The 4,957-nt window shown below is 51.8% G+C and carries 5 protein-coding genes; all 5 read right to left on the minus strand.

Features of this window, described 5'->3' with window-relative positions:
• Positions 1-148 precede the first annotated feature (148 nt).
• Entirely contained in the window at positions 149-1,927 is a 1,779-nt protein-coding gene (locus OB13_RS18935) for an aminopeptidase P family protein (protein ID WP_461491750.1), read from the minus strand.
• Positions 1,928-1,997: 70 nt separating this feature from the next.
• A complete protein-coding gene (locus tag OB13_RS18940; protein ID WP_461491751.1) occupies positions 1,998-2,600 on the minus strand; it encodes a short chain dehydrogenase in 603 nt (200 codons plus the stop codon).
• A gap of 46 nt (positions 2,601-2,646) precedes the next feature.
• Positions 2,647-3,777, minus strand: a complete 1,131-nt coding sequence (locus tag OB13_RS18945; RefSeq protein ID WP_461491752.1) for an OmpA family protein — start codon at positions 3,775-3,777, stop codon at positions 2,647-2,649.
• Positions 3,778-3,897: 120 nt separating this feature from the next.
• Entirely contained in the window at positions 3,898-4,392 is a 495-nt protein-coding gene (locus tag OB13_RS18950) for a hypothetical protein (RefSeq protein WP_461491753.1), read from the minus strand.
• 294 nt (positions 4,393-4,686) lie between these two features.
• Positions 4,687-4,957 (minus strand): SRPBCC family protein (locus OB13_RS18955; RefSeq protein ID WP_461491754.1); only part of this gene is annotated, 271 nt, incomplete at its 5' end.

Here is a 4,957-nt window from a genome sequence, read left to right on the forward strand (position 1 = left end):
CTACAAGATCCTGTGAATCCTGGGGATAGGGCCACTCTTTAAAAAATGATAATCCTGAATCTGAAAAAAACCGGCTATACCTCCCGAAGCAGGTATAGCCGGTTCAATCAATTTAACTCGAGACTCAGAACTCGCGACTCAGAACTCCTTAAATCGCCTTTGCTTTCTCTTTCAGCCAACCCAGTTCCTCTGCTGTGAGGTGCGGGCCGAGTTTTTCTACTACCAGTTGGTTATACCCGTTCAGCCACTGAATCTGGCGTTCTTCCAGGAGTTGCTTCTTCACCGGGGCGGTATCGATCAGGGCAAGGGTCAGTTGCTCGAAGGTATAGAACTCACCGAAATCATTTGCCTCGTCGAGTACAGTCAGCACGAGGTTTTCGATGCGGATACCGTACTGCTCCGGACGGTAAATACCGGGCTCCACCGACGTGATCATACCCAGTTCGATGTCTACAGGTATGGGAGTCGGGTTGAATACCTGCGGACCTTCGTGCACATTCAGGAAAAAGCCGACGCCGTGGCCGGTACCGTGGCCGTAGTTGCGGGCGTGGTCCCAGAGCGGCTTGCGGGTGATAGCATCGATCTGGTAGCCGCGCGTGCCTTTCGGAAAGCGGGCCGTCGCGCCATCGATCATCCCTTTCAGCACCAGGGTATAGTCGGTTTTCTCTGCTTCGGTGAGGTTGCCCAGCGAAACCACGCGGGTGATGTCGGTAGTGCCGGTACGGTACTGCCCGCCGGAATCGAGCAGGAACAGGCCATCGGCCTTGAGTTCCACATCGCTCTCCGGAGTGGCCTTGTAGTGAGGCAGGGCGCCGTGTGCTTTGTAACCGGCAATGGTGTCGAAGCTCTCGCCCACGAAACCTTCCTGCTCTGCCCGGAACCCGCGCACCTTATCTGCTACTGCTATCTCTGTAATACCGCCGTTCGCGACATTTTCCTCCAGCCATTTAAAGAAGCGTGTCAGCACCACCCCGTCTTTTACCATGGCATCGCGGGTATTTTTTATCTCTACCTCATTTTTGACGGCTTTGAAAAAAGTGGTCGGATTGGTCTCCTGGATCACACGTACTTCAGCCGGAAGCTGCTTGTAGAGCGCATAGCAGTTGCGTTTGGGATCGATGAAGATGGATGAATGCACCGGCAGCTCCGCCAGCACCTGCTCCACTTCCTCATAGGGCTTCAGCGTCACGCCGGCTTGCTGCAGTTCCTGCTTGTCCACTTCGCTTAGCTTGGCGGCATCCACAAAGAGCATAACTTCTTGCTGGCTGATCAGCGCAAAACCCAGCACCACAGGGTTGCATTTCACGTCCGAGCCGCGCATGTTGAAGAGCCAGGCCAGGTCATCGAGCGACGAGATCAGGTGGTAATCGGCTCTGGCTTTTTTGAGGGCTGCGCGCAGGTCGGCCAGCTTCTCAGTGGTCGGTTTCCCGGTAGTCTCCTCATCCAGCAGAAAAGCCGGAGCCGTAGGCAATTCCGGCCGGTCTTCCCAGATCGGGTCCAGGAAATCGAGGTCTGTGGCCAGTTTTATACCCAGCGGTGCCAGCTGCTGCTCCAGCAACTGCGCCAGCCCCACCGATATGAGTTTGGCGTCGTAGGCGACCACTTCGCCGGGCTGCAGGCGACCGGCCAGCCAGCCAATGTATTCCGGATTGTGTTGTATGAGCAGTTTCACCAGCTCAAAGCCGCTGCCCGCCAGCTGCTCGTTGGCCTGCACAAAGTAACGGGCATCGGTCCAGAGACCAGCAAAGTCTTCTGTGATCACCAGCGTTCCGGCCGAGCCGGTAAAGCCGGAGGCGAAGTAAATGCATTTGTAGCGGTCTGGCAGGTATTCACTTATATGCGGGTCAGCCGAAGGGATGATGTAGGCACTCACGCCCTGCTCCTTCATCTGCTGACGGATGGCGGCTAATCGTTCTGTATAGGTCATGGATTCTGTTGCTTTATAAAGGCAGCAAATTAAAGAAAGATGGGGAGAAATGCTCGGGAAGAAGGCGCTTTTAGAAGACGCGGATAATTTCACCGGTGCGCACGCCTTCTATGCTCTTGACATAAGCATTCACAACTTTGTCCATGGCTACCGGGTGGTGGCCCGGAAAATATGTACCGATGGCTTCTATGGAATCCTCCACAATGCCCGGGCTCACCACGTTGATGCGTATACCTTGCCGGAACAGTTCCCCGGCCGCACCTACCACAAACCCGTTGACAGCGCCGTTCACCGTACTCAGGATCGTCCCCATTGCAATCGGGTCTTCAGAAAGAATGCCGGAGGTGAGGGTGATGCTTCCGCCGCTTTGGATGTGCTTCTGTCCAATGAGCGCCAGGTTGATCTGGCCCATCATTTTGTTGCGGATGCCTTCGTAAAACTGCTCTTCGGTGAGTTGTTCGAGCGGGCCCATCGGGCCGCCGCCGGCTGCCACAACCAGGGCATCCAGTTTACCTACCTGCTTGAACAGTTCTTTGATTGAACCGACATCCGTCATATCAAACTGGTAGTCACCGCTTTTGGTGCCTGCCGAGATCAATTCGTGTTTTTCCTGGAGTCTCCAGTAAATTTTTTTGCCAATGGTGCCAGTACCTCCTACCAATAGAATTCTCATTTTTGAGTGGGTTAAGTTTCTGCTGTTTGTATACGGAACAGGCTGATTATCTTTGTCTTATTTCAATCTCTACTCTCCTGTTCAGCGCCCTGTTTTCATCCGAATCATTTTCCACTTTCGGCATACGCTCCCCTACGCCCCGGAAAGTAATTCGCTCCGCTGCGATTCCCTTTTGCAACAGGTATAGCTGCACGGCCTGCGCCCTGTGGAGAGACAGCCTCAGGTTATCCTCCTCCGAGCCAACATCGTCGGTATGCCCCTGCACATGCACGACGGCCTGGGGCTCTGCCAGCAGGAAAGTTGCCAGGGAATCCAGGGTAGGAAAGGCAATTTCCAGAATATGGTGATCGCCTGAAGTAAAGTTGATGTCTCCCAACGTAATGGTCTTTCCGATGGCTAAGGTGGTATTGAGAGATGCTGACGGCTCCGTTATGGCTGCGCCAGGTATAGCAGCAGCTGCCAGGTTTTCTGCTAGCGGCATCACGCTGAGGTTGTCGTAGCAATAGTAGGTGCCTTTGACCTTGTAATTTTTGATCGTATCCGTTTCTGCCGGATTCAGCACATCCAACTCCGCTTTATTTGCCCCAATGAAGTTGCCGATGGTGAGGTAGCGCTCCCCTCCTTTCGCTTTGTACACGCCGCTCACTTTTGTCCACGCATCCTGCGAGACGATGGGTGCTCCTGTAGCTGAGGTCAGGGAGGTATAAGGTATAGCTATACCTGTGAGTTTGTGCCTGGCTTGCCCGTATACCTCCCGGGTGGCAAGCAGGGGATGTTTGGTAAAATAAGTCGTTATTTCTTTGATGGCAGGTTCTGTTTCTGCGGTCCGGATGGTGTAGAGGGACACGAGGTACTCCCTGTTCTTTTTGAGCGGCTTGCGCAGCTCCGCCTGCATGAGCTCACTGGTGCCGGAACTGAACCACAGGCAAAAGCAAATTTCCCCGAACTGAATGGAGGAGACACTCCGACCAGGTATAGCCGAAAGGTATGGGTTGTAATAAGGCGGATACTGAATGACTTTATTGTCTACAGATGCGATATCCGGTGTGCCGCTCACTCCTCGGAAGCCAACCACACCGTTTTTAACTTCTTCGAGCCCAGAATTTTTGACCAGATTCTGCCCCATAGCCTGCCCCAGGACGCAACTGAAAAAGAAGACTAGCGAAATAGCTTTCATTTCAGGATTTACGGCGAGAACGCGGGAAGGTATAGGTTGGGCTCAGCCGGATCGCGCTGGTGTTAGTGGTCTTCCCCAACGATCGGATGAACGAAGCAGAAAAGCTTTACCACGCTGTGATCAGGCCGTTTGCTTGCCCAGCAGATGCGTTCTGAAAAAATACCGCCAGGGCATGGCCACAATCGGCAACACGACCCACAAAAAGGCGCGCGTCATACCTTCTGCCGGGGAGCCAATCAATTCATTGTTTGACCACAAGGGATAAGCGACAACAGCCAGCCAGGTAATTTTATAGATGATTTCGAACAATACGATCGGCAGCATCTTGAGCGGACGGATTATCCCGATGAAAGAGATAATGGAGTACGCGCCCCACATGCACCAGGCTGCGGCCTGCGCATTATTCCACGGTCCGGTATGCGTGAGAATGTACGTCCAGGATTCGTAGGAAACAAACAGAAACATCAGGGTAAAAAGGAGCCGCAACAGATAGATGTTTATCCTGGGTACGCCATCGTAATGATCAAAATCCCGCCGAAAGATATTGATTATATGGAAGCGTGCTGCAGGTTGCACACGTTCAGAAGTATGGGTAGTTAGGTTGTGAGACTGCATGGCGAGTAGACTTAAGCACAATATACAACACTGATTATTAGTATATTATACGAAATACAGCTATACCTGCAGCGAAGCCCTTTCCTGATAACAGCCGGATATCTACTAACTCCGGTTAATCATCAACAGAGAGCTGAAAAGAATGGATACAAACTTTAGAGCTTGCTGCTGATAGTTTCCGATTTTAGTGGAATAGCCTTTGGTGGTTCATGCCGCAAGTTGAGATTCAGCATAAATTGCGGCTGTGCATGAAGCCAGTTTGTAAAGGCGGGAAAGGAGGTTTAACTTACCTTTTTAACTTAGTACAGTTTTCCATTTTCCGGACTCTGCAAAATCTTTAATTACCTCGTTTCGGGTCTTCAGAAGATTCGTCATATACTTTTCCAGAAAAAGATGGTCTGCTAATCTGCCCAAAACTCCCCATGGCGATGTGTAATCAAAAACATCAAGCATAACTGTTCTGTTCTGCTGTTCACTAAAATGGTGCTCATGCCGGAAACGTGTAAAAGTGCCCTCTTCCATCTCGTCAACAAAGTAAAAAGGGGCCTGAAAGTCGGTGATTTTA

It is taken from the genome of Pontibacter sp. HJ8, from assembly GCF_054824225.1.

Excerpts from the sequence above, each read along its gene's own strand:
- OB13_RS18935 (WP_461491750.1), bottom strand. The coding sequence starts at position 1,927 with ATGACCTATACAGAACGATTAGCCGCCATCCGTCAGCAGATGAAGGAG.
- OB13_RS18940 (WP_461491751.1), bottom strand. The coding sequence starts at position 2,600 with ATGAGAATTCTATTGGTAGGAGGTACTGGCACCATTGGCAAAAAAATT.
- OB13_RS18945 (WP_461491752.1), bottom strand. The coding sequence starts at position 3,777 with ATGAAAGCTATTTCGCTAGTCTTCTTTTTCAGTTGCGTCCTGGGGCAG.
- OB13_RS18950 (WP_461491753.1), bottom strand. The coding sequence starts at position 4,392 with ATGCAGTCTCACAACCTAACTACCCATACTTCTGAACGTGTGCAACCT.